21 protein-coding genes and 1 pseudogene are annotated in these 18195 nt (G+C 57.8%); 14 read left to right on the top strand and 8 right to left on the bottom strand.

Going from position 1 to position 18195, the window contains the following annotated elements; all coding sequences use genetic code 11:
* Window positions 1-62: 62 nt before the first annotated feature.
* The 7 genes and pseudogenes from ACZ1HM_RS17725 (at window position 63) to ACZ1HM_RS17695 (ending at window position 6611) form a co-directional block, all read left to right on the top strand.
* Window positions 63-623 (top strand): F0F1 ATP synthase subunit delta, encoded by a 561-nt coding sequence (locus tag ACZ1HM_RS17725; RefSeq protein WP_472743964.1) that lies wholly within the window; start codon window positions 63-65, stop codon window positions 621-623.
* Complete coding sequence (atpA, locus tag ACZ1HM_RS17720) at window positions 624-2162, top strand: F0F1 ATP synthase subunit alpha (protein WP_472743963.1); 1539 nt, start codon at window positions 624-626, stop codon at window positions 2160-2162.
* A gap of 14 nt (window positions 2163-2176) precedes the next feature.
* Complete coding sequence (locus tag ACZ1HM_RS17715) at window positions 2177-3055, top strand: F0F1 ATP synthase subunit gamma (protein ID WP_472743962.1); 879 nt, start codon at window positions 2177-2179, stop codon at window positions 3053-3055.
* A 19-nt stretch (window positions 3056-3074) separates the two neighbouring features.
* Window positions 3075-4500, top strand: a pseudogene (gene atpD, locus ACZ1HM_RS17710) (F0F1 ATP synthase subunit beta).
* Window positions 4501-4512: 12 nt separating this feature from the next.
* Complete coding sequence (locus tag ACZ1HM_RS17705; RefSeq protein ID WP_472743961.1) at window positions 4513-4941, top strand: F0F1 ATP synthase subunit epsilon; 429 nt, start codon at window positions 4513-4515, stop codon at window positions 4939-4941.
* Window positions 4942-5129: 188 nt separating this feature from the next.
* Window positions 5130-5489, top strand: coding sequence for a hypothetical protein (locus tag ACZ1HM_RS17700; RefSeq protein ID WP_472743960.1), 360 nt, complete (start codon window positions 5130-5132; stop codon window positions 5487-5489).
* 972 nt (window positions 5490-6461) lie between these two features.
* A complete protein-coding gene (locus ACZ1HM_RS17695) occupies window positions 6462-6611 on the top strand; it encodes an H-type lectin domain-containing protein (protein ID WP_472743959.1) in 150 nt (49 codons plus the stop codon).
* Between the two features lie 27 nt (window positions 6612-6638).
* Here ACZ1HM_RS17695 and ACZ1HM_RS17690 read toward each other — a convergent pair whose 3' ends face one another.
* Window positions 6639-7655, bottom strand: a complete 1017-nt coding sequence (locus ACZ1HM_RS17690) for a ribose-phosphate pyrophosphokinase (protein WP_472743958.1) — start codon at window positions 7653-7655, stop codon at window positions 6639-6641.
* Window positions 7656-7750: 95 nt separating this feature from the next.
* Between ACZ1HM_RS17690 and ACZ1HM_RS17685 the strand changes: the two genes are divergently transcribed.
* From ACZ1HM_RS17685 to ACZ1HM_RS17675, 3 genes are read left to right on the top strand one after another with little or no spacing between them, the layout of a single operon-like run.
* Window positions 7751-8347, top strand: coding sequence for a DsbA family protein (locus ACZ1HM_RS17685; protein WP_472743957.1), 597 nt, complete (start codon window positions 7751-7753; stop codon window positions 8345-8347).
* A 29-nt stretch (window positions 8348-8376) separates the two neighbouring features.
* The gene (locus ACZ1HM_RS17680) at window positions 8377-8916 is read left to right on the top strand and encodes an alpha/beta fold hydrolase (RefSeq protein ID WP_472743956.1); all 540 of its coding nucleotides are present in this window, start codon (window positions 8377-8379) and stop codon (window positions 8914-8916) included.
* Window positions 8885-9154 carry an alpha/beta fold hydrolase gene (locus ACZ1HM_RS17675; protein WP_472743955.1) on the top strand — a complete coding sequence of 90 codons (270 nt, stop codon included), beginning with the start codon at window positions 8885-8887 and terminating at the stop codon, window positions 9152-9154. The genes ACZ1HM_RS17680 and ACZ1HM_RS17675 overlap by 32 nt, the downstream gene beginning before the upstream one ends.
* An 81-nt stretch (window positions 9155-9235) precedes the next feature.
* On the opposite strand, the gene ACZ1HM_RS17670 is transcribed toward ACZ1HM_RS17675, so the two are convergent.
* The 5 genes from ACZ1HM_RS17670 to ACZ1HM_RS17650 form a co-directional block, all read right to left on the bottom strand.
* Entirely contained in the window at window positions 9236-10270 is a 1035-nt protein-coding gene (locus ACZ1HM_RS17670; protein ID WP_472743954.1) for a threonine aldolase family protein, read from the bottom strand.
* The gene (locus tag ACZ1HM_RS17665) at window positions 10270-10740 is read right to left on the bottom strand and encodes a YcgN family cysteine cluster protein (protein ID WP_472743953.1); all 471 of its coding nucleotides are present in this window, start codon (window positions 10738-10740) and stop codon (window positions 10270-10272) included. Before ACZ1HM_RS17665 ends, ACZ1HM_RS17670 begins: the two co-directional genes overlap by 1 nt.
* On the bottom strand, window positions 10737-11669 hold the full coding sequence (locus ACZ1HM_RS17660) for a bifunctional riboflavin kinase/FAD synthetase (protein ID WP_472743952.1): 933 nt from the start codon (window positions 11667-11669) through the stop codon (window positions 10737-10739). The genes ACZ1HM_RS17665 and ACZ1HM_RS17660 overlap by 4 nt, the downstream gene beginning before the upstream one ends.
* Window positions 11670-11783: 114 nt before the next feature.
* Window positions 11784-12227: a MaoC family dehydratase gene (locus ACZ1HM_RS17655; protein ID WP_472743951.1), complete on the bottom strand. Its 444-nt coding sequence runs from the start codon at window positions 12225-12227 to the stop codon at window positions 11784-11786.
* A gap of 90 nt (window positions 12228-12317) precedes the next feature.
* Window positions 12318-13190, bottom strand: a complete 873-nt coding sequence (locus ACZ1HM_RS17650; RefSeq protein ID WP_472743950.1) for a TIGR01459 family HAD-type hydrolase — start codon at window positions 13188-13190, stop codon at window positions 12318-12320.
* Between the two features lie 325 nt (window positions 13191-13515).
* Here ACZ1HM_RS17650 and ACZ1HM_RS17645 point away from each other — a divergent pair, with 325 nt between their 5' ends.
* Window positions 13516-13779, top strand: a complete 264-nt coding sequence (locus ACZ1HM_RS17645) for a hypothetical protein (protein WP_472743949.1) — start codon at window positions 13516-13518, stop codon at window positions 13777-13779.
* 42 nt (window positions 13780-13821) lie between these two features.
* On the opposite strand, the gene ACZ1HM_RS17640 is transcribed toward ACZ1HM_RS17645, so the two are convergent.
* Together ACZ1HM_RS17640 and ACZ1HM_RS17635 are read right to left on the bottom strand one after the other, a co-directional pair.
* On the bottom strand, window positions 13822-14742 hold the full coding sequence (locus tag ACZ1HM_RS17640) for a manganese-dependent inorganic pyrophosphatase (protein ID WP_472743948.1): 921 nt from the start codon (window positions 14740-14742) through the stop codon (window positions 13822-13824).
* 78 nt (window positions 14743-14820) lie between these two features.
* Window positions 14821-15174: an MmcQ/YjbR family DNA-binding protein gene (locus ACZ1HM_RS17635; protein WP_472743947.1), complete on the bottom strand. Its 354-nt coding sequence runs from the start codon at window positions 15172-15174 to the stop codon at window positions 14821-14823.
* 52 nt (window positions 15175-15226) lie between these two features.
* Here ACZ1HM_RS17635 and ACZ1HM_RS17630 point away from each other — a divergent pair, with 52 nt between their 5' ends.
* The 3 genes from ACZ1HM_RS17630 (at window position 15227) to groL (ending at window position 18094) form a co-directional block, all read left to right on the top strand.
* On the top strand, window positions 15227-15907 hold the full coding sequence (locus ACZ1HM_RS17630; RefSeq protein ID WP_472744656.1) for a DUF2161 domain-containing phosphodiesterase: 681 nt from the start codon (window positions 15227-15229) through the stop codon (window positions 15905-15907).
* A gap of 179 nt (window positions 15908-16086) precedes the next feature.
* Window positions 16087-16374, top strand: a complete 288-nt coding sequence (locus ACZ1HM_RS17625; protein WP_472743946.1) for a co-chaperone GroES — start codon at window positions 16087-16089, stop codon at window positions 16372-16374.
* Between the two features lie 70 nt (window positions 16375-16444).
* Window positions 16445-18094 (top strand): chaperonin GroEL, encoded by a 1650-nt coding sequence (groL, locus tag ACZ1HM_RS17620; protein ID WP_472743945.1) that lies wholly within the window; start codon window positions 16445-16447, stop codon window positions 18092-18094.
* Window positions 18095-18195 lie beyond the last annotated feature (101 nt).

Genomic DNA, 18195 nt, shown 5'->3' with positions numbered 1-18195 from the left:
CAACGAACCGGTGACGCGCCTTTTTGGTGTGGATGACCGGCCCACTGAATGAGAGGATGGACGTGTCCGAAACCGCTTCGATTTCCACTGGCATCGCGCAGCGTTACGCTTCTGCCGTTTTTGAATTGGCCAAAGAAGCCAAAACAGTCAAAAAGATTGAGGCCGATCTTGATGCGTTGACTGCTGCGCTGAACGATAGCGAAGATTTTCGCAACCTGATCTCATCACCGATCTATTCGCGTGAAGAACAGGGTGCTGCCATTTCTGCGCTGGCCAAGAAAATGAAACTGACAGACACAATCGCAAACACCTTGGCGCTGATGGCGTCCAAGCGTCGTTTGTTTGTTGTGCCCGCGCTGGTCAAAACCCTGCGCGAGATCATTGCTGAGGACAAAGGCGAAGTGACCGCTGAGGTGACATCTGCCAAGGCGCTGACAAAAGCGCAGTCTGACAAGCTGGCCAAGTCGCTCAAGGCGACAACTGGCAAAACCGTAACTCTACAAGCGACCGTGGATGAAAGCCTCATCGGCGGTCTTATCGTTAAAGTGGGCTCCAAGATGATCGATACGTCGATCCGCTCGAAGCTCAATTCCCTCCAGAATGCAATGAAAGAGGTCGGATAAATGGGTATCCAAGCTGCGGAAATCTCCGCGATCCTGAAGGACCAGATCAAGAATTTCGGTCAAGAAGCTGAAGTGGCCGAAGTTGGCCGCGTGCTCTCCGTTGGTGACGGTATTGCCCGTGTGTATGGTCTGGACAATGTACAGGCCGGTGAAATGGTCGAATTCCCCGGTGGCATTCAGGGCATGGCGCTGAACCTCGAAGCTGACAACGTGGGTGTTGTGATCTTCGGTTCTGACCGGGACATCAAAGAAGGTGACACAGTCAAGCGCACCAACTCCATCGTGGACGTGCCAATCGGTGACGGTCTGCTGGGGCGTGTTGTTGACGGCCTGGGCAACCCCATCGACGGCAAAGGCCCGATTGATGCCAAAGAGCGCGGCGTCGCCGACGTCAAAGCGCCTGGCATTATCCCTCGTAAATCCGTGCACGAGCCAATGGCCACTGGCCTGAAGTCTGTGGACGCGATGATCCCTATTGGCCGTGGCCAGCGGGAATTGATCATTGGCGACCGTCAGACCGGCAAAACAGCTGTGGCTTTGGACGCGATCCTGAACCAGAAATCCTATAACGAAGCCGCAGGCGATGATGAGTACAAGAAACTGTACTGCGTCTATGTCGCCATCGGCCAGAAGCGTTCCACCGTGGCGCAGCTGGTGAAAAAGCTCGAAGAGAGCGGCGCGATTGAATATTCCATCGTTGTGGCTGCGACCGCGTCTGACCCAGCTCCGATGCAGTTCCTGGCCCCCTACGCCGCGACTGCGATGGCGGAATACTTCCGCGACAACGGCCGCCACGCGCTGATCATCTATGATGACCTGTCCAAGCAGGCCGTGTCCTACCGTCAGATGTCCTTGCTGCTGCGCCGCCCACCAGGCCGCGAAGCGTATCCTGGCGACGTTTTCTATCTGCACTCCCGCCTGCTGGAGCGTTCTGCGAAGCTGAACGAAGACTTCGGCGCCGGTTCTTTGACGGCTCTGCCTGTGATCGAAACCCAGGGTGGCGACGTGTCGGCGTTTATTCCGACCAACGTGATCTCCATCACCGACGGTCAGATCTTCCTTGAAACCGAATTGTTCTATCAGGGCATCCGCCCCGCGGTGAACACCGGTCTGTCCGTTTCTCGTGTGGGCTCCTCTGCTCAGACCAAGGCGATGTCCTCTGTGGCGGGCCCTGTGAAGCTGTCTCTGGCGCAGTACCGCGAAATGGCGGCCTTTGCGCAGTTCGGTTCTGACCTGGATGCCGCGACACAGCAGTTGCTGAACCGGGGTGCCCGTCTGACAGAACTGATGAAGCAGCCTCAGTATGCACCGATGACCAACGCGGAAATCGTATGCGTGATCTTTGCGGGCACCAACGGCTACCTCGATGGCATCGACGTGACCGACGTTGGCCGCTGGGAGCAAGGCTTGCTGGCGCACCTGCGGTCCAAGAATGCGGACCTGCTGGCCGACATCACCGACAACGATCGCAAGGTGAAGGACGAGCTGGAAGACAAGATCAAGGCCGCCCTCGACGCTTACGCCGCTGACTTCGCTTAAGGGGAGATCGGCAGATGCCTAGTCTCAAGGACCTTAAAAACAGGATCGAGTCGGTCAAATCGACCCGCAAGATCACCAAAGCCATGCAAATGGTTGCCGCGGCGAAGCTTCGCCGCGCGCAGGAAGCGGCTGAGATGTCGCGGCCCTATGCTGAGCGGTTTAACGCCGTGATGGCCGGGCTCGCGGCCTCTGTTGGCGGCTCTGACAGCGCGCCCAAACTGCTAAGCGGTACGGGCTCTGATCAGGTTCAGCTGTTGGTCGTTATGACCTCTGAGCGCGGTCTTTGCGGTGGTTTCAACACCAACATCGTAAAGAAAGCCAAGGTCATGGCAGAAGAGCTGTTGGCCGCTGGCAAGACCGTAAAAATTCTGACCGTTGGCAAAAAAGGCCGCGACCAGCTTAAGCGTGATTATGGCGACAACCTCGTCGGTCACGTGGACATGAGCGAGGTTAAGCGACTGGGCTATGCGGACGCGCAGGGCATTGCCAAGGACATCCTTGGCCGCTTTGACGCGGGTGAGTTTGACGTGGCGACGCTGTTTTATGCGGAGTTCGTGAACGTGGTCAGCCAGGTGCCGCAGGCACAGCAGATCATTCCTGCCAAATTCGAGGACAAAGGCGAAGACGAAGGGGCCTCAACCCTCTTTGATTATGAGCCTTCCGAAGAAGCGATCTTGGCAGATCTTCTGCCGCGTGGCGTTGCCACCGCGATCTTCTCAGGTCTTCTCGAAAATGCCGCCTCAGAGCAGGGCGCGCGGATGTCCGCCATGGACAACGCAACGCGCAACGCGGGCGACATGATCGAAAACCTGACCATCGAATTTAACCGTTCCCGTCAGGCCGTCATCACCAACGAGCTGATCGAAATCATTTCCGGCGCGGAAGCGCTGTAGACAAAACCGGAGAAACGACATGGCAAATGCAGTCGGCAAAATCACTCAGGTCATCGGCGCTGTCGTTGACGTGCAGTTTGAGGATCACCTGCCAGAGATCCTCAACTCCCTGAAAACACCGAACCAGGGCAAAGACCTGGTGCTTGAGGTTGCCCAGCACCTCGGCGAAAACACCGTGCGCGCCATTGCGATGGACGCCACAGAGGGCCTCGTGCGTGGCGCAACCGTCACCGACACAGGTGCCCCCATCGCTGTGCCAGTGGGCAAAGCCACACTGGGCCGCATCCTGAACGTGACCGGTGACCCGGTTGACGAAAAGGGCCCCGTTGAAACAGACGAAACGCGCCCCATCCACGGCGACGCGCCTGCGTTTGACGCGCAGTCCACTGAAACAGAGATCCTGACCACAGGCATCAAAGTGATCGACCTGCTGGCCCCCTACACCAAAGGTGGTAAGATCGGCCTCTTCGGCGGTGCCGGCGTGGGCAAAACCGTTCTGATCATGGAACTGATCAACAACATCGCCAAAGTGCACTCCGGTCTGTCCGTGTTCGCGGGCGTGGGCGAGCGGACCCGTGAAGGGAACGATCTCTACCACGAGATGATCGAATCCGGCGTTATCGTTCCTGACAACATGTCAGAATCCAAAATTGCTCTGGTCTACGGCCAGATGAACGAGCCTCCCGGAGCGCGTATGCGTGTGGCTCTGTCCGGTCTGACACTGGCCGAACAGTTCCGCGACGAGATCCGGTTCTGACGTTCTGTTCTTTGTGGACAACATCTTCCGCTTCACACAGGCCGGTTCTGAGGTGTCCGCTCTGTTGGGTCGTATCCCATCCGCTGTGGGCTACCAGCCAACACTGGCCACCGACATGGGCGCGATGCAGGAACGTATCTCTTCCACCAAGAACGGCTCAATCACATCCGTTCAGGCCGTTTACGTGCCTGCGGACGACTTGACCGACCCTGCGCCTGCGACCTCCTTTGCCCACTTGGACGCGACCACCGTTCTGGACCGCTCCATCTCGGAAAAAGGCATCTATCCTGCGGTGGATCCTCTGGGTTCCACATCCCGCCTGCTGGACCCGATGATCATCGGCGAAGAGCACTATAAGGTCGCGACAGACGTGCAGCAGATCCTGCAGCGCTACAAATCCTTGCAGGACATCATCGCGATCCTTGGCATGGACGAACTGTCTGAAGAAGACAAAATGACGGTTGCGCGTGCGCGTAAGATCGAACGCTTCCTCAGCCAGCCGTTCGACGTGGCCAAAGTCTTTACCGGTTCTGACGGTGTGCAGGTGCCATTGGATGACACAATCGCGTCGTTCAAAGCCGTGGTTGCAGGTGAATATGACCACCTGCCCGAAGGTGCCTTCTACATGGTAGGCGGCATCGACGAGGTGAAAGCCAAGGCAGAAAAAATGGCGGCAGACGCCGCCTGATAGGAGGCCTTCATGGCAGATACGATGCAATTCGATCTGGTTTCGCCTGAACGGCGTTTGGCGTCGATGCAGGTCACATCTGTTCAGATCCCAGGCGCTGACGGTGACATGACAGCGATGGAGGGGCATGCCCCCACCATCACGACACTGCGCCCTGGCGTGCTGTCTGTCGAAGGGCCCGAAGGGTCTGAAGACTATGTCGTGACCGGCGGTTTTGCTGAGATCCGCGCCGATGGCGTGTCGGTTTTGGCAGAACGTGCTGTGACCAAGGGTGACATGACCCAAGACCATCTCGATGAGATGATCGAAGAGGCCAAGAACATGTATTCTCAGGCAAAAGAAGCGTTTGAGAATGAGCCTGGCCCAGTAGATGACGCAGCCAAGCTGCTGTCTGATATGGTCGCAATGGGTGAGCATATGGGCCTGTCGGCCAAACAATAAGATCACACGCGAAAGCGTTAGGAACCCCGCCCCTTTGGGCGGGGTTTTTTGTTTCTGCGTGACGGGCAAAGCGTTGAAGAGGGTTGGGCGGTGCGGATCCGGTGCGCTCTTTCGCCCCAATCCCGTCCTACTCTTGCCCTTGGCACCGCCTATTCCCAGCGCAAAGACCCTTTCTCGGAGAATCCGATATGCGCAAGCTGCTCCTTGTGTGCCTCATTGGCCTGCCAACCCAAACCAGCGCTCAGCCCTATAGCGAAAGCATGGCAGATTGCGCCGCTGTTTTTCAAAACGCTGCACAATGGGTGAAGACGGATGTCTCCGCCGATGAGCTGATGTCGGTCGCCATTCGGTGGGCGGATGCGGCGATTGCCCAGGCCGCGCAAGAGGGGGACGCGATGAGCGAGGACGCCCTTTGGGCTAAGATCGATGGCAAAACAGCCCAATGGGAAGCCAAAGGCGGCACTGTGTTTTTCACGCAGGACTTCCGCGATTGGTCACAATACTGCCGGAAATTTGCTGATCACACAGGCGTTCGCATCTACCAATAGGATGGGCCATAAACGGCAGAAGACGCCGGGGTGCCCGAACTAGGTTCGTGCCTGCGTGGCCGAAACCACACCCCCAGCGCCTTCTTGAATATCGGCGGCCGAAGCCCCCTCTATCCGGTTTGCGTCAGCTCAAAGAGCCGTTGCAAGCGGGATCATACCTTGCGGCATAGTCCCCCCAGGTGGTTCCAGCCTAGGGCCTTCCCCACACCTACGATGGCTTTATGCGCTACCTTCCCAACCTGCTCCGAAAAGCCTGCCGTTTCGGCCAGCGTTCTGAACCTTTCATCACGAGAGCACTCCAGGCGAACCCTTTGCTTTCCCGCTCCAGCCTCAGAAGACCTTCGCGTCCCGCTCGGGATCTATGATCCTCTGCGTTGAACTCAGAGTTGCACTGGATCGGCGTTCTGGCAAACAAAAGTTTTTCGGATGCGCAAATTTTTTGGGGATAACCTGTTGAAAAGACATGTGAATAACTGCTGTGGATAAGTCGATTTTTGCACATTCTCCAAGAATTTAGAGCCCGGCCCCAATGCCGTATTTTTGAGCGTTTTAAAAACTCTGCTGAGGGGCGGCAAATCTGCGATTTTGGATGTGATTTACCGGTCCGAAAGCAGAATCACCTGATCTGATCCCTGACTTTTTGGGAATCACTCTTGCGGCCGGTCATCTTTTCAGCATTTGGCCGTGGCCCGGTGAGCCTGATGCGCGTCACCTCTTTTGTGCCTGGCAAGGCTCGGCTACAACCTGCGTGTAAACCAATGGCTGCGGGCATATGAAAAAACTAAAAAGCCATACTGTTGGCATCGACAGCGGTGACGTTACCCTGTTCAAAGATTTCGAAGACGATGGCGATATGTGGACAGGCCAGGGCCAGCGCGAACGCCGCCGTCACATCCGGTTTTCGGAACGATACAAATCCCCCCGACGGTGCAGCTGTCGCCCTCTCTGTGGGATTTGGACACCAGCACGATCATGCGCGCTGACATCACGCCAGAGAACATCACCAAAAGCGGGTTTGACATGGTCTTTCGCACCTGGGGCGATACCCGCGTGGCCCGCATGCGGATTGCCTGGATGGCCATCGGTGAAATGTCGGAACTGGATGATTGGGATGTGAACTGACGCTTGGCAGATCACCCAGGCAAAACGTCAGACCCCGTACATGCCATCATAAATCGGCTCAAGGCTGTCTGCCTCAAACAGGGATGACACGCTTGTCCCGTTCCAGATGTTCAAAATCGCCTGCGCAAACATCGGGGCCGTGGGCACGATGCGGATGTTGGGTGCTTTTTTCACTGGCTCAGTTGGCGCAATGCTATCGGTAATCACCAGGGATTTCATGACCGAATTGGTCACCCGCTCCACCGCGGGCCCGGACATCACACCGTGGGTGATGTAGGAATGGACCTCTTTCGCCCCGTTCTCCATCAGTACCTCAGCCGCTTTGCACAAGGTGCCCGCGGTATCACAGATGTCGTCCACGATCAGACAGGTCTTGCCCTTCACATCCCCGATCACGGTCATTTCGGCGATTTCGCCAGGTTTTTCACGGCGCTTGTCCACGATCGACAGGGGGGAGTTGATGCGTTTGGCCAATTCGCGCGCCCGGGCCACGCCGCCAACATCCGGTGACACCACCATCAGATCCGCCATCTGATCCTTGAACTGGCTTTTGATGTCCAAGGCAAAGATCGGAGAGGCATAAAGGTTATCGACAGGAATATCGAAGAAGCCTTGGATCTGGGCGGCGTGCAGGTCCATCGTCAACACACGTTCAATGCCGGTGCCCACCAACATGTTGGCCACCAGTTTTGCACTGATCGGTGTGCGGGCCTTGGTCCGGCGGTCTTGCCGCGCATATCCGAAATAGGGCAGCACAGCCGTTACCCGCTTGGCCGAGGACCGACGCAGGGCATCAGCCATGATCAAGAGTTCCATCAGGTTGTCGTTGGCCGGGTTTGAGGTGGATTGGATGATGAACATGTCCTCCCCCCGCACATTCTCAAACACCTCAACGAAAATTTCGCCGTCGTTAAAACGCTCTACCCGTGTCTCAACCAGCCCGACGTTGACGCCACGGTGTAGCGACATGCGTCGCGCAATTCCTTTGGCCAGAGGCATGTTCGCATTGCCGGAGATCAGCTTCGGCTCGGGTGTATTGGGCATGTGGCGGATCTCCGTGGCAGCGGGATATGACAGATTCGTGACGTTGAACCTCGCTTAACACGGGTCTACGGTGCGGCAAAGCTAAGGAGGCGCAAATGGCTCAGATCGATTACTTTTTCGCGACACTATCCCCCTATTGCTACCTGGCCGGGATGCGCCTGGAAGAGGTCGCCGCAAAACACGGGGCAACAATCAACTACAAGCCCTTTGATATCGTATCGGCCTTCGGTCGCACGGGCGGGACATCCCCAAAAGACCGCCATGTCAGCCGGCAAGAATACCGGGCGCAGGAACTCACGCGCCAGGCCAAGAAACTTGGCATGGCGTTCAATTTGAAACCCGCCCATTGGCCTACCAATGGGGCCCCTGCGGCCTATGCCTTTATCGCGGCCCAAAACGCAGGCGGGGGTGATCTGGGCAAACTTGCACATATCATCACACGCGCGGTCTGGCGCGATGAACAGGACATCGCAGAAGACGCCGTTGTGCGCGCCTGCCTGCAAGAGGCCGGGTTTGACCCTGGATTGGCAGACAGCGGATTGCTTGTTGGCGCAGAAACCTATGCCGCCAACCTCGAAGAAGCGGTGGAGCGGGGCGTTTTCGGCGCGCCATTTTATATCGTCGGGGATCAGCGCTTTTGGGGACAGGACCGCATCGAAGACGTTGATGCCCACCTTGCAGGCGATTTGTGAGGCCGCAGCAGGGGTTCTCGCCCAACTGCATGACCTTGGGCAGCGGCGCCCGCCGCGCGCTGGCTTTGCATTGCACGATGGCTTTTGGCGGGGCCTGGTCTGGCTTTGCCAAAGCACTGCCGGAATGCACGCTTCTGGCCGCGGATATGCCCAGCCACGGCCGCAGCGCGGACTGGGATGAGGTAAGCGATTTCAGCGATACGGTTTTTTCTGGTGCGCTCAGCGTGATGGATGAGGCACCGATGGATGTGATAGGGCATTCATTTGGTGCTGTTACGGCGCTGCGCTTGGCCGCCTTTCACCCTGAAAAGGTCAAAACCCTCACGCTCATCGAACCGGTGTTCTTTATCATCGCCGCCCGTGACGCACCCCAGACGATGGCAGCACATGACGCCCAGGCCCAGCCCTATGTCACAGCAATCGCTGCCGGGGACAAGGAAGGTGCGGCGCGGGCCTTTAACCGGATGTGGAGCGCCACCGCCCCCCTGGGAGAGCCTGCCTGCACGCGACCGCGCGGCGATGGTCCGGGCCATCCATGTGGTCCCCGATACCCAAGCGTTTCTCTTTGAGGATGCCGCAGGCCTTCTGGCACCGGGCAGGCTGGCCGCCCTGGACATGCCAACGCTGCTGCTGCGCGGTGAAGAGGCCCACCCGGCCATCATCGCAACAAACGATGGCCTGGCCCAGCGGATACCACATGCGACCCAAGCGGCAGTTCCCGGTGCAGGCCACATGGCCCCAATCAGCCATCCCGCTGAAACAGCACAGGCCGTTCGCAAGCTATTTGAGCAGAGCGCAGAATCTTGATCCCACCTCACTTAAGGGCGCGCCGCCTGGGCTTCATCTTTCTAATATAACTTCTGGACAGCCTCTGCCGCACGTGCGCCTTCAGAAATGGCGCACAAAGTCATCAATCTGCGCCTTCTCAATCGACCAGTCGCAGACCAGCCGGGCAGAGATATGCGCCTCCGCCGGCCCCTCCAGATCTCCGCCAAACCGGCCATAGCGCGCGCCTGCGGCCTCAAGCGCTTGATGAATGCGCCGGGGGAAGGAAACAAACAGCATGTTGGCCTGGGGTTCATGCAAGAACGTCACACCCGCCTTGCGCAACCCATCTGTCAGATAGGCGGCGTTCTCATTGGCCTGACGTGCTGTCGTCAGATAGGTGTCGTTTTCCAGATACCCGGCCATCTGAGCCGACAAATACCGGTGTTTGCTGAACAAATGCGCCGCGCGTTTGCGGCGCAACTCAAATTCCCACGCCTTCGCAGGATCGAAAAACACCACCGCCTCAACACCCATGCAGCCGTTTTTGGTGCCGCCAAAACTCACCACATCCACGCCGGCCTTCCACGACATCTCAGCCGCGCTGCATCCCAGCGCAGCTTGCGCATTGGCAAATCGTGCGCCGTCCAAATGGACAGGCAAGTCATGCGCCTTGGCGATGGCGCAAAGCGCGCTTAACTCATCCAGCGTATAGACACTGCCGCGCTCTGTGACTTGGGTGATCGTGACTGGCCCGGGCTGGGCGCAATGCACATCGCCCTTGGGGGTCTCCTCAATCGCGCAGCGCAGCATGTCTGGCGTGATCTTGTCATCTGTCGGCAACAGGGCAAGTTTGGCCCCACCGCTGTAAAACTCGGGCGCGTTGCATTCATCCACCTCAACATGAGCAACCTTGGCGCAATAAACCGCTTGCCACGGCTGGGTATAGCACGCCAGCGCCAGCGCGTTTGCCGCTGTTCCCGTGGCCACCAGATAAACCGCCGCCTGCGGCGCTTCAAAGACATCGCGGATGCGGGCGCGCACCTCATCCATGATCGCATCATCGCCGTAGGATGCCTGATAGCCGCTGTTCGCCTCCATCACCCGCGCCATAACATGTGGATGGGCGGGGCCATTGTTGTCAGAGGCAAAGAACATCAGGTGGGCTCCTCTATGATGTGGTCTTCCCATTCTTCAAATGGGGTGTCGAATTCAGAAACGGTCATGCCTTGCACCGACACGCCCGCGGCATGAACGCTTTGCGCGCTGCCGCTGATCAGTGGATGCCACTCAGGCAAAGGTTTGCCCAAATACAGCAGCCGGTAGGCGCAGGTTTGTGGCATCCAATAGGCATGGGTATCCAGGTTGCTGGGTTTCAACACGATGCAGTCAGGCACAAACTGATGCCGGTTCTCATAATGCGTGCAGCGGCAGCTGGCATCATCCAGCAACCGGCACGCCACCCGGGTCAGGGCGACCACATCAGTGTCTTCATCTTCCAACTTATTCAGGCAACATTTCCCGCAGCCATCGCAAAGCGCTTCCCACTCGGTCTGGCTCAACTTTGTCAGTGGCTTTTTCTCCCAAAATCTTGGGGTCAGCCCCTCCCGTGTGATCGGATCGCTCATAACGCCGCCAGAATGCTGCGCGCCTCAGCGCTGTCTGCATCCATCTGGCGGATCAACGCCTCAAGGCTGTCAAACTTTTCTTCACCGCGCAGGTGCTCGACCAAGGCCACAGACAGCCCCGCGCCATAAAGATCGCCTTTGAAATCAAAGAGAAAGGTCTCCAGGTTGGCCTTGTTCTCTCCAAACATGGGCCGCACGCCCAGGCTGGCAACGCCGTGATAGCTGCCTTGATGCGCGCCTTCCAGAACATCGACCAGAACCGCATAAACGCCAAAGGCCGGCTGGTGCAAACCGTCAATCGACATGTTGGCCGTGGGATAGCCCAGCTCGCGCCCGCGCTGCTCACCCCCGATCACGGGGCCTTCAATCCGGTGCCAATGGCCCAGCATATCCGCCGCCTGACGTGGATCGCCGGCGCTTAGCGCTTGGCGTATCGCGGTGGACGACACGGTTTGCGCGCCCGTTGCCATCAAAGGTGCGATGCTCACCCCGAACCCCAGGTCCCGGCCAAAGGCCACAAGGTCTTCTGCCGTTCCCGCGCGTGCTTTGCCAAAACAGAAATCAGCGCCCACCACCACATGACGCAGCCCAAGCCCGTCCTTGATCACATCGCGGGCAAATTCCTCGGGCGAGAGGGAGGCAAGCCCCTTGTTGAACCCCAGCTCATAGAGCCGCTGAACACCGATTTTTTCCAGCCGCGTGGCCCGTGCTGCGGCCCCCATCAACCGAAAGGGTGGCGCATCCGGTGCGAAATACTCGCGGGGATGGGGCTCAAAGGTAAGAATGCCCAACGGAGCATCCGGCACAGCCTGCCGCGCCATTTCAATGACCGATAGATGCCCCTTGTGCACGCCATCAAAGTTGCCAATCGCAACGGTGGCCCCCCGGTCTGCGTCCCGGACAAACTGATAATCTCGGATAATCCTCATGACCCCTGCCTAGCCGTGCAGGGTCAGAGAGACAAGAACCCCCAGGGGCTTCATCTTTCCAATATAACTTATCACAGCCGTTGCCCCATAGGGCGCGCTTGGCGTTCGCGCGGGTCAGTCGAACTTGCGGGATGGTGCCAGAACGGTGGCTTCGCCAATCAGGACCTTCTTTCCATCAACCGCACAATGGCAATCCATCTTCACGCGGCGTTTGGAAAACTCAATATCCGTGACCTTCACCTCGGCATAGACCAGATCACCGGGACGCACAGGGGCCAGGAACTTCAGCGACTGGCCCATATAGACGGTCCCGTGGCCCGGCAGCTGCTCTCCGATCACGGCTGAAATTAGACCAGCGGTCAGCATCCCATGCGCGATGCGGCCCTGGAAAATGGTATCTTGGGCGTAATCGTCGTCCAAATGCACCGGGTTATGATCTGTTGAGATCTGGGCGAACATCTGGATGTCTTCATCCGTCACCACTTTCTGAAGATAGCGTGACATGCCAATTTCGATGTCTTCGATGCAGATCGTGCCGCGGGGGAGATTGTCCAACATGTCCCATCCTTCAGGTAATAAAATGCCGCAGGGGCGGTGAAGTTTGGAACTTAATTACTTCGCAGGCGCAGAAAAGCAAGCGAAAAATGTCTACCGCAAAAAGCCAATTGTATAGGTTGGGCTCGACATTTCTCTTTCTAAATAATTGTTTAGGGCAGCAGGGTCAGGTTGGTGTGTTGTTTTTGTTTCTGCAGCAGCAAGGCCGCCCGATATGAAAAGAGAATCGATATCCTCTCCCATGGCCCCTTTGATGTCTGTCAGGATGCCATCTCCGATGCACAAAATCCGCCCGTCGGGGATATCCGTGCCCAAGGCTGACAGCCTGCGCCGGGCCAGATCATAGATCGGCGGATGGGGTTTGCCGAAATACAGGCTCTCGCCGCCCATCTCGGTATAAAGCTGTGCCAGGGCACCGGCACACCATTCCCGTTTCTCGCCCCGGTCCACCACAATATCGGGATTGGCACAGAGCAGTTTCAGGCCCTTTTGCTTGGCATAAAGAAACGTGGGGCGCATCACGGCTGGATCGGCAGAGGGATCTTGCGGCCCGGTGCATACGATGCCTTCGGCTTCCTCCAGCGGCACCATTGTGATGTCGAGCGGCTCTTCCAAAAGGTTCAGCGGCTGAAAGAATTTTTCTTCCCCCGGCGCGCCGATAAAAAAGACCTTGGTGCCTACCGCACCCTGGAACATCGCAGAGCGCGCTGAATCGCCTGATGTGGCGATGCTGTCCCAGCTGTCCTCGGGAACCTGGAAATGCGTCAGCTGCTTTGTCACCCCTGCACGGGGGCGGGGCGAATTCGTGACCATGATCACTTTGCCCCCGGTGTCGCGGTAGGCCTTCAGCGCGGCGACCGCATCGGGGAAGGCGACGATGCCGTTATGCACACAGCCCCAAAGATCAACAAAGAGCGCATCATATTGCGCGGTGATGTCTGACAGTCGTTCGATGATCTGGGTCATGGGCGGTCTTTGTTCCTGCTCAGGCGTGGCGTTGGGCGGCATACTTTCTGCTCTAGGGGATTGTGCACCAAGATGGAACCGCGGGCGCGCGTTTCACTTGTTGAATGGGCTTTGCGGCAGATCCAGAAACAGCGGCCTTCTTTTGCCACATTTGGGTCGAGATCAAACAGCCCTGTTTCGCAATCACGATCGGAGCGGGGGGCAAATCAGGGATTGTTTCGCCGCTTTGGTCAATTCTGCCCCAATTCAGGCAAGAATGTGGAAAGACGTTGAAAACAACATGCAGAGCGCTGATGCTCTTCGTAGGGGAATCAGACTGCTCACTATGCGCCACATCGAAGAGCCAATCATCACGTCCAAGTTAATGGGCCTCACCGCATACCAGCGCGCTTTGGGGAAAGCTGCGCGGCCTGCGATGTCAAAGGTGATGGGTGCTTCTAACCAAGGCGGGCACGCCCGCGCGACCGTGGTCACCAAGGACCTGAAGATGTCTGTCTTACGGTCGTTGCAGCAGCAGTCTAACGGCGGATCTGTCAAGATCCGCGATGTAGCGGCGGCGCTTGATCGGTTGATCAAGCAGCCCCGATAGACAGCGCCCGCCTGCCCGGGGGGAATGGCGGGCGCTGTGCCGTTACATTTTCAGGTTTGGGATAATCTGTTTCTTGCGGCTCATGATGCCGGGCAGAACCACGTTGTCGCCCTCCACCGTCGCATCAAAGCTTTTCTCAGCGATGTGTTTGACCATGTCATTCGGTATGAGAAGCGTTGCCTCTTCTTTCAGAATGTCGACCACAAAGAGCAAAACTTGTGCCGCGCCATCCGCCTCGGCCACGCCAGGCATTGCCGCCATCAGCGCTTCTTTGCGGGCCAGCAGCGGCGCAGGAGAGGTCGTCTCCAACACGCTCACGCGCAGGCCGGTGCCATCCAGATCAAACTCTTTGCTGTCCATGCGCAGCAGCTCTTCTTCGGAAAAGGCTGAAACGTCGGATTTGGCGGCAAACATTTGCTCCGCGTAGGCGGCGATGTCCACGCCCAGTTCTTCGGCGATCGAATAAGCAATCGCTTTGTCTTCTTGCGTCGTTGTGGGCGAGCGGAATTCCAACGTGTCAGACAGGATACAAGACAGCGCCGCACCTTTGACCTCGCGTGGGGCCTGCGCCCAGTCTTTGCCGATCTTCTTCCACATGATTGTTGCAGTGCAGGCCAAGGGCTGAATGTCGATCTCAATCGGGCCACGTGTTTCAAGCCCGGCCACCAGGCGATGGTGGTCGATGATGCCGGTGATGTTGGCGTCGTTGATGTTGTCGGGCAATTCCGCGGGGTTGTTGGTGTCCACGATCACCACGTCCGTGTCTGCGGCCAGATCTGTCAGGATCTCGGGCTTGTCCAAGCCCCAATGCTCCAGCACGAACAAGGCTTCTGTGTTGGGCTCGCCCAGCAGCACGGGTTTGGCGGCAACGCCCTTGATCTGGTTGAGATACCAAGACCAGACAATCGGGCTGCCGGTGCTGTCAGTGTCGGGGGACTTGTGGCCAAAAACGAGGGTGCTCATACGCGCGTTCCTTGAAAATCGAAGGGGTCATTTTGCGCGCCTTATAGGGGCGGGCCGGGCTGATGTCACCACCTCGTCTCAGAGACCGAGATCCGCGCGTTTTTTCTTGGTCAACCCAGCCACCACCATGTCGTATGAGGCTTTAATATGATCGCGCAGGCTATCATCCGACAGGCCGGGTTCAGCGTAGTGTTGGATCCATTTCAACCCACGCGACGCCATATAGGGGGCGGGCCGCAAGCCGGGGCTGTCTGAGAGGATTTCAAAGGCCATCTCAGAGGCCTTGAAGGTCACGGTTGCCTCCGTGTTGCCCATGCCAATGACGGCAAAGACCTTACCGCCGACCTTATAGACATCGGCATTGCCCCACTGAACCACATGGGTGGTCTGGGGCAGGCTGGCGCAAAAGGTGTTGAGATCATCGCGGGTCATGGCGGCAGTCTATTGGCTTGGCGCGGGCAGGGGAATGCGCAAATATGCGCCCATGACCAATCCCCGCGAAACGGACCTTTACCCGCCGATCAAGGCGTTCTTGGAAGACCAGGGGTATGTGGTGAAGTCCGAAGTGGGTGCGGCAGACGTTGTGGCTGTTCGGGGGGCTGAGGCACCTGTGGTCGTTGAGCTGAAGCTGGGCTTTTCACTGGCGTTGTTTCATCAATGCATCGCGCGGCTGAAGGTCACCGATGACGTCTATCTGGCCGTGGCGCGCCAGCCGGGCAAACGTTTTGCCAAGGCGGTAAAGGACAACACCGCATTAGCGCGACGTTTGGGTCTGGGTCTGATCACTGTGCGGCTGAAAGACGGGCTGGTCGAGGTACATTGCGATCCCGGCCCCTATGTGCCGCGCAAGGTGGCCAAAAAGCAAAAACAACTGTTAAAGGAATTCGCCCGGCGGCAAGGCGATCCAAACGATGGCGGTCAAACGCGGGCCGGGTTGGTGACCGCCTACCGGCAGGATGCACTGAAACTGGCGGTGTATCTGTTTGAGGTTGGCGCCAGCAAAGGCGCTGACGTTGCCAAGGAAACAGGTGTCGGGCGCGCCACGACGATGATGCGTGACAATCACTATGGCTGGTTTGAGAAGGTCGAAACCGGCGTCTATGGTCTGACGCCTGTGGGGGCTGAGGCGGTGACAACGGCGGGCCGGGTGCTGGGAGCCTCATAACCATCTGAGCGGCCCGGGGATTTCTTGCAAAAATTTTGTAGCCCGATTGCTTGACTCATTGTCGCACCATCCCTAGCTATGCGCCGTTAGCACTCAGCACAGAAGAGTGCTAACGCCTGATCGCTCCGCGAACGGAGGGCAGGCTGGGAGTAAACTTTGAGCCTTAAGGAGCTACAAAGATGGCATTGAAACCGCTTCATGACCGCGTGCTGGTAAAGCGCACTGAGAGCGAAGAGAAAACAGCTGGCGGGTTGATCATTCCTGATTCCGCCAAAGAAAAGCCCTCCGAGGGCGAGGTTATTGCATGCGGCGAAGGCGCCCGCAAAGACAGCGGTGAGCTGATCGCAATGGCCGTAAAGCCAGGCGACAAAATCCTGTTCGGCAAATGGTCCGGTACAGAAGTGACAGTCGACGGCGAAGAAATGCTGATGATGAAAGAAAGCGACATCATGGGGATCCTGTCCTGATCACAGGACAGCGGCGCAGCACCTGCGCCCCAAGATGACCTTCTAACACAGAGATTGATGGAGAAGATAAATGGCAGCTAAGGACGTCAAATTCGACACAGATGCCCGTAACCGGATGCTGAATGGCGTGAACATTCTGGCAGACGCGGTCAAAGTGACCCTGGGCCCCAAAGGCCGCAACGTGGTCCTGGACAAGTCTTTCGGCGCACCACGCATCACCAAAGACGGTGTATCCGTGGCCAAAGAGATCGAGCTGGAAGACAAGTTCGAGAACATGGGCGCGCAGATGGTCAAGGAAGTCGCTTCCCGCACCAACGACGAAGCCGGTGACGGCACAACAACAGCCACAGTTCTGGCCCAAGCGATTGTCCGCGAAGGCATGAAATCTGTCGCTGCTGGCATGAACCCAATGGACCTCAAGCGCGGCATCGACATGGCGACAATCACTGTCGTTGAGGCGATCAAAGCAGCGTCCCGCGAAGTGTCTGACAGCGACGAAGTCGCTCAGGTCGGCACCATCTCCGCCAACGGCGAAAAAGAGATCGGCCAGCAGATCGCAGACGCGATGCAGAAAGTCGGCAACGAGGGTGTGATCACCGTTGAGGAAAACAAAGGCCTGGAAACAGAAACAGACGTCGTCGAAGGCATGCAGTTCGACCGCGGCTACCTGTCCCCCTACTTTGTCACCAACTCTGACAAGATGACGGTTGAGCTGGAAGACGCCATCGTGCTGCTGCACGAAAAGAAACTGTCTTCTCTGCAGCCAATGGTGCCTCTGCTTGAGCAGGTGATCCAGTCTCAGAAGCCTCTGCTGATCATCGCAGAAGACGTTGAAGGCGAAGCGCTGGCAACTTTGGTTGTCAACAAGCTGCGCGGTGGTCTGAAAATCGCGGCTGTCAAAGCACCTGGTTTCGGCGACCGTCGTAAAGCCATGCTGCAAGACCTTGCAATCCTGACCGGCGGTCAGGTGATCTCCGAGGATCTGGGCATGAAGCTTGAGTCCGTGACAATGGACATGCTGGGCTCCGCCAAGAAAGTTGCGATCACCAAAGACGAAACCACAGTTGTGGACGGCGCTGGTGAGAAAGCAGAGATCGAAGCACGTGTTGCTCAGATCCGCACGCAGATCGAAGAAACCACATCCGACTATGACCGTGAAAAGCTGCAAGAGCGTGTTGCGAAACTCGCCGGTGGTGTTGCGGTGATCCGCGTAGGCGGCATGACCGAAGTGGAAGTGAAAGAGCGCAAAGACCGCGTTGATGACGCGCTGAACGCTACACGTGCTGCGGTACAAGAAGGCATCGTTGTTGGCGGTGGTGTTGCTCTGGTTCAGGCGGCCAAGAAGCTCGAAGGCATGTCCGGTGAGAACAACGACCAGAACGTCGGTATCTCCATCGTGCGCAAAGCCATCGAAGCGCCTCTGCGTCAGATCGCTGAGAACGCCGGTGTGGACGGTGCTGTTGTTGCGGGCAAAATCCGCGAAAGCGACGACACTTCCTTTGGCTTCAACGCCCAGACTGAAGAATATGGCGACATGTTCAAGTTCGGCGTGATCGACCCTGCGAAAGTTGTCCGTACTGCTCTGCAGGACGCGGCCTCTGTTGCGGCGCTGCTGATCACCACCGAAGCCATGGTGGCAGACAAGCCCGCCAAAGAAGGCGCAGGCGGCATGCCAGGCGGCGGCATGCCCGACATGGGCGGCATGGGCGGCATGATGTAAGCCACCCCTACCTGTTAGGTAAGCGCAAAGGGCCCTCCGGGGCCCTTTGTTGCGTTTGGGGCCTGCCAGAATTAACGCGGCAGAAAGGGGATTGGCGTAGA

The sequence above is a fragment of the Sulfitobacter sp. GN1-4 genome, from assembly GCF_055693825.1.
This window is presented reverse-complemented; position numbering and strand designations above follow the sequence as displayed.

Coding starts and splice junctions, on each gene's coding strand:
- ACZ1HM_RS17625 (WP_472743946.1), top strand. CDS start 16,087: ATGGCATTGAAACCGCTTCATGACCGCGTGCTGGTAAAGCGCACTGAG.
- ACZ1HM_RS17630 (WP_472744656.1), top strand. CDS start 15,227: ATGACCAATCCCCGCGAAACGGACCTTTACCCGCCGATCAAGGCGTTC.
- ACZ1HM_RS17655 (WP_472743951.1), bottom strand. CDS start 12,227: ATGTTGGACAATCTCCCCCGCGGCACGATCTGCATCGAAGACATCGAA.
- ACZ1HM_RS17660 (WP_472743952.1), bottom strand. CDS start 11,669: ATGAGGATTATCCGAGATTATCAGTTTGTCCGGGACGCAGACCGGGGG.
- ACZ1HM_RS17640 (WP_472743948.1), bottom strand. CDS start 14,742: ATGAGCACCCTCGTTTTTGGCCACAAGTCCCCCGACACTGACAGCACC.
- ACZ1HM_RS17650 (WP_472743950.1), bottom strand. CDS start 13,190: ATGACCCAGATCATCGAACGACTGTCAGACATCACCGCGCAATATGAT.
- ACZ1HM_RS17715 (WP_472743962.1), top strand. CDS start 2,177: ATGCCTAGTCTCAAGGACCTTAAAAACAGGATCGAGTCGGTCAAATCG.
- ACZ1HM_RS17635 (WP_472743947.1), bottom strand. CDS start 15,174: ATGACCCGCGATGATCTCAACACCTTTTGCGCCAGCCTGCCCCAGACC.
- ACZ1HM_RS17645 (WP_472743949.1), top strand. CDS start 13,516: ATGCGCCACATCGAAGAGCCAATCATCACGTCCAAGTTAATGGGCCTC.
- ACZ1HM_RS17690 (WP_472743958.1), bottom strand. CDS start 7,655: ATGCCCAATACACCCGAGCCGAAGCTGATCTCCGGCAATGCGAACATG.
- ACZ1HM_RS17670 (WP_472743954.1), bottom strand. CDS start 10,270: ATGTTCTTTGCCTCTGACAACAATGGCCCCGCCCATCCACATGTTATG.
- ACZ1HM_RS17680 (WP_472743956.1), top strand. CDS start 8,377: ATGACCTTGGGCAGCGGCGCCCGCCGCGCGCTGGCTTTGCATTGCACG.
- ACZ1HM_RS17665 (WP_472743953.1), bottom strand. CDS start 10,740: ATGAGCGATCCGATCACACGGGAGGGGCTGACCCCAAGATTTTGGGAG.
- ACZ1HM_RS17695 (WP_472743959.1), top strand. CDS start 6,462: ATGCGCGCTGACATCACGCCAGAGAACATCACCAAAAGCGGGTTTGAC.
- ACZ1HM_RS17685 (WP_472743957.1), top strand. CDS start 7,751: ATGGCTCAGATCGATTACTTTTTCGCGACACTATCCCCCTATTGCTAC.
- atpA (WP_472743963.1), top strand. CDS start 624: ATGGGTATCCAAGCTGCGGAAATCTCCGCGATCCTGAAGGACCAGATC.
- groL (WP_472743945.1), top strand. CDS start 16,445: ATGGCAGCTAAGGACGTCAAATTCGACACAGATGCCCGTAACCGGATG.
- ACZ1HM_RS17705 (WP_472743961.1), top strand. CDS start 4,513: ATGGCAGATACGATGCAATTCGATCTGGTTTCGCCTGAACGGCGTTTG.
- ACZ1HM_RS17700 (WP_472743960.1), top strand. CDS start 5,130: ATGCGCAAGCTGCTCCTTGTGTGCCTCATTGGCCTGCCAACCCAAACC.